Genomic DNA, 4,198 nt, shown 5'->3' with positions numbered 1-4,198 from the left:
CGCCGCCCCGTACGCCGGGCGCCGCCCCCGTGCGCCAGGCGCCGCACGTCGCGCGTGCCGTCCCTGCCTCTGGCAGCGTGAGCCGCATGAACGCGCGCGCCGCACTGCGGTCACTGACGTCCCGGTGGACCGTCGTGGTGCCGCTGATCGCGGTGGTCGCCCTCGCCCTGAGCTGGGGCCGGCACCTGCCGGGCGCCCTCGTCGCCGTGGTCGCGCTGTGCCTGGCCGGTGCCGTGCTCGCCGCCGTGCACCACGCCGAGGTGATCGCCCACCGGGTGGGGGAGCCGTTCGGCTCCCTGGTGCTCGCCGTCGCCGTCACCGTCATCGAGGTGGCGCTGATCGTCACCCTGATGATCGACGGCGGGAGCGGAACCGCCACGCTGGCCCGCGACACCGTCTTCGCCGCCGTCATGATCACCTGCAACGGCATCCTCGGCCTGTGCCTGCTGGTCGGCGCGCTCCGCACCCGGGTCGCCGTGTTCAACGCCGAGGGCACGGGCGCCGCGCTCGCCACCGTAGCGACCCTCGCCACGCTCACCCTGGTCTTCCCGACCTTCACCACCAGCAGGCCGGGGTCCCAGTTCTCCCCGGCGCAACTGGCCTTCGCCGCGATCGCCTCGCTCGCCGTGTACGCGCTGTTCGTCGGCGTACAGACCGTGCGCCACCGTGACTACTTCCTGCCGCTCACCCAGGAGGGCGAGCTGAAGAAGGACGACACGCACGCCCCGCTTCCCGGCCGCCGGGCGACCGCCCTGAGCCTGGTGATGCTGCTGGTGGCACTGGTTGCCGTCGTCGGGGACGCGAAAGCGGTCTCGCCCACCATCGAGTCGGGCGTCGAGTCAGCGGGGCTGCCGCAGGCCGTGGTCGGTGTGGTCATCGCCCTGCTCGTCCTGCTGCCCGAGACCCTCGCCGCCGTCAGGGCGGCCCGCAGGGACCGGGTGCAGACCAGCCTGAACCTGGCGCTCGGCTCGGCCATGGCGAGCATCGGCCTGACGATCCCCGCGATCGCGCTCGCCACCGTCTGGCTCGACGGGCCGCTGGTGCTCGGGCTGAACGCCGTACACATGGTGCTGCTCGCGCTGACGGTCGTGGTGGGCGCGCTGACCGTCACACCCGGGCGGGCCACCCTGCTCCAGGGCGGCGTGCACCTCGCGGTCTTCGCCGCATTCGTGTTCCTCGCCATCAGCCCCTGACCGCGTGCCGGGGCCGATGGCGAGGGGGCTGACGGCGTGCCGGGGCCGACGACGAGGCGCTCACACCGCACGGAGGTCCACGACCCTCGAACTCTTCCCCTCCGACCGATCCAGCGTCCCCGGGTCGACCACCTCGACCGACACCGAGACCCCGATCCCGTCCTTCACCGCCGAGGTGATCGCGCGCGCGGCCTCCGCCCGTACGGCCGGGGACGCACCCGGGCCCGCCTCGGCCCGTACGGTCAGCGAGTCCAGCCGGCCCTCACGCGTCAGCCGTAGCTGGAAGTGCGGCGCCACCCCCGGCGTACGCAGCACGATCTCCTCGATCTGGGTGGGGAAGAGATTCACCCCGCGCACGATCAGCAGGTCGTCGCAGCGCCCGGTGATCTTCTCCATCCGCCGGAACACCCGGGCCGTGCCGGGCAGCAGCCGGGTGAGATCCCGAGTGCGGTAACGGATCACCGGCATCGCCTCCTTGGTCAGCGAGGTGAGGACCAGCTCGCCCCGCTCACCGTCCGGCAGTACCTCCCCGGTTCCCGGGTCGACGATCTCCGGGTAGAAGTGGTCCTCCCAGATGTGCGGCCCGCCCTTCGCCTCGACACACTCCGAGGCGACCCCGGGCCCCATCACCTCCGAGAGCCCGTAGATGTCGACGGCGTCGATCGCGAACCGCTCCTCGATCTCCCGGCGCATCTCCTCGGTCCACGGCTCGGCGCCGAAGATCCCGACCCGGAGCGAGGTCGTCCGGGGATCGACGCCCTGCCGCTCGAACTCGTCGAGCAGCGTCAGCATGTACGAGGGCGTCACCATGATGATCTCGGGGCGGAAGTCCTGGATCAGCCTGACCTGGCGCGCCGTCATCCCGCCGGACGCGGGGACGACGGTGCAGCCGAGCCGCTCGGCGCCGTAGTGCGCGCCGAGGCCGCCGGTGAACAGCCCGTAGCCGTACGCCACATGGACCGTGTCCCCGGGCCGCCCGCCCGCCGCCCTGATCGAGCGGGCCACCACATCGGCCCAGGTGTCCAGATCCCGCTGGGTGTACCCGACGACGGTCGGCAGGCCCGTGGTCCCGCTGGAGGCGTGGATACGCCGTACCTCCGACCGGTCCACCGCGAACATCCCGAACGGATAGTTGTCCCGCAGATCCGCCTTGGCCGTGAAGGGGAAACGCGCGAGGTCGGCCAGCGAACGGCAGTCCTCGGGGCGGAGCCCCGCCGCGTCGAAGGCCTTCCGGTAGAAGCCGACATGGTCGTACGCGTGACGCAGCGTGGCCCGCATCCGCTCCAGTTGCAGTACGGCCAGCTCCTCGCGGCTGAGCTGTTCCGCCTCGTCCAGCAGTGGGGTCACGGCGCGCTCTCCCGGTTCGGTCGGACATTTCGGCCGACCGGACGTTCGGCCGACCACTCAGGGATCAGTAATCCAGCAGCGCGCGGGAGCGTCAAGGGACGTGACGCATGGCGTTGTACCGCCGTCGCGTGATGCGCGGGCCGCGGAAGGCATTGCCGTCACGGGCGACCGGCTGTGAGGATCGCGCCATGCCCACCTTCACTTCGTACGACGGAACGGAACTGGCCTACCACCTCGCGGGGGAGGGGGAACCTCTGCTCTGTCTCCAGGGCGGGCCGGTGGACGCCCCGGCCGGCCTCGGTGACCTCGGCGGTCTGGCGGCGCGGCGGCGGCTGATCCTGATCGAGCCCACCGGCCCGGCACCTGAAGGCCCCTCGGACACCGGGGACATCGAGGCGCTCCGTGTCCACCTCGGCCTCGACCGGGTCGACCTCCTCGCCCACGCCGAGTCGGTGCGCACGGCCACGCTGTACGCGGCCGAGCACCCGGAACGGCTGCGCTCCCTGACCCTCCTCGCCCCGGTGGACGCCCCGGCCGATGAAGCCCGCGCGGTGGAGGTGCCCGACGTCCCCGTACCCGTCCTCGTCGTGGCAGGTGCCCTCGCCACGGCTCCCGGGCCCGGCCGCGCACGGGAGGTCGCCGCGCTGTTCCCGCACGGCCGCGCCGTCCTGCTGGAGGGCGCCGGCGACGCGCCGTGGGGGGACGAGCCGGGCGCGTTCGTCCGTACGGTCCTCGCGTTCCTCGACCCCGCCGTGCACACCGTCCAGGCGAACGGGGTGCGGCTCGCCTACCGCACCTGGGGCGCCGCCGACGCCCCGCCCGTGGTGCTGGTCCACGGGCGCGGTTCGAGCAGCCTCGACTGGGCCGGGGTCGCCGTGGAACTCGCCGCGACCCGCCGCGTCATCGCCCTCGACCTGAGCGGTCATGGGCTGAGCGACTGGCCCGGCGGGTACGGGGTGGCGCGCTTCCGTGACGACCTGCGCGGCTTCCTGACGGCGCTCGGCCTGGACAGCGTCGACGTGATCGCCCACTCCATGGGCGGGTTCGCCGCCTATCTGCTGGCGCAGGAGGCGCCGGAGCTGTTCGGGCTGCTCGTACTGGAGGAGAGCCCGGCGCTGTTCCCGCTGGACCCGCAGCGGCCGCCGGCGGTACGCCCCGAGGGTGAACTCGGCTTCGACTGGCCGGTGGTGCCGGCTCTCGACGCCCAGCTCAACGCGCCCGACCCGCTCTGGCGGGAGGGACTCGACCGGATAGAGGCGCCGACGCTGGTCGTCGCGGGCGGACCGAAGAGCCACATACCGCAGGAGAGGTTCGCGTGGATGGCCGGACGTATCCCGGACAGCCGCCTGATCACCATCGACGCCGGGCATCTCGTCCACGCGGAGCGGCCCGCCGAATTCCTCGCCGCGCTCCGGGAGTTCGGGATCTGAGGGGCGCGTGTACGGGCGCGTGCGCGGACAGACGCACGGGCGGGCGCGCTCAAGGTCCGGGGCCGGTCCGCCGAGAAAAACACCGTGTATATGTTTCCCCCTGTCCGCCGGATCGCGCTGACCGCCGTGACGGCCCTCCTGCTCACCGCCGCGTCCGCGCCGCCGCCCGCGCCCCCGTCCGCCCCCGCGCCCGTCTCCACGACCGGCGACGGCCTCCGGAGCGTCGCC

3 protein-coding genes are annotated in these 4,198 nt (G+C 73.1%); 2 read left to right on the top strand and 1 reads right to left on the bottom strand.

Features of this window, described 5'->3' with window-relative positions; translation table 11 throughout:
- Nucleotides 1-86 precede the first annotated feature (86 nt).
- The gene (locus QR77_RS01200; protein WP_040019256.1) at nucleotides 87-1,193 is read left to right on the top strand and encodes an ionic transporter y4hA; all 1,107 of its coding nucleotides are present in this window, start codon (nucleotides 87-89) and stop codon (nucleotides 1,191-1,193) included.
- Between the two features lie 60 nt (nucleotides 1,194-1,253).
- Here QR77_RS01200 and paaK read toward each other — a convergent pair whose 3' ends face one another.
- Nucleotides 1,254-2,540, bottom strand: coding sequence for a phenylacetate--CoA ligase PaaK (gene paaK, locus QR77_RS01195; RefSeq protein ID WP_040019255.1), 1,287 nt, complete (start codon nucleotides 2,538-2,540; stop codon nucleotides 1,254-1,256).
- 188 nt (nucleotides 2,541-2,728) lie between these two features.
- Between paaK and QR77_RS01190 the strand changes: the two genes are divergently transcribed.
- Nucleotides 2,729-3,970, top strand: a complete 1,242-nt coding sequence (locus QR77_RS01190; RefSeq protein ID WP_040019254.1) for an alpha/beta hydrolase — start codon at nucleotides 2,729-2,731, stop codon at nucleotides 3,968-3,970.
- Nucleotides 3,971-4,198: the final 228 nt, after the last annotated feature.

Origin of the sequence: Streptomyces sp. 150FB (genome assembly GCF_000818195.1) — a bacterium.
GTDB lineage: Bacteria > Actinomycetota > Actinomycetes > Streptomycetales > Streptomycetaceae > Streptomyces.
The sequence above is the reverse complement of the archived record's forward strand: the minus strand, read 5'-3'. Positions and strand labels throughout refer to the sequence as shown.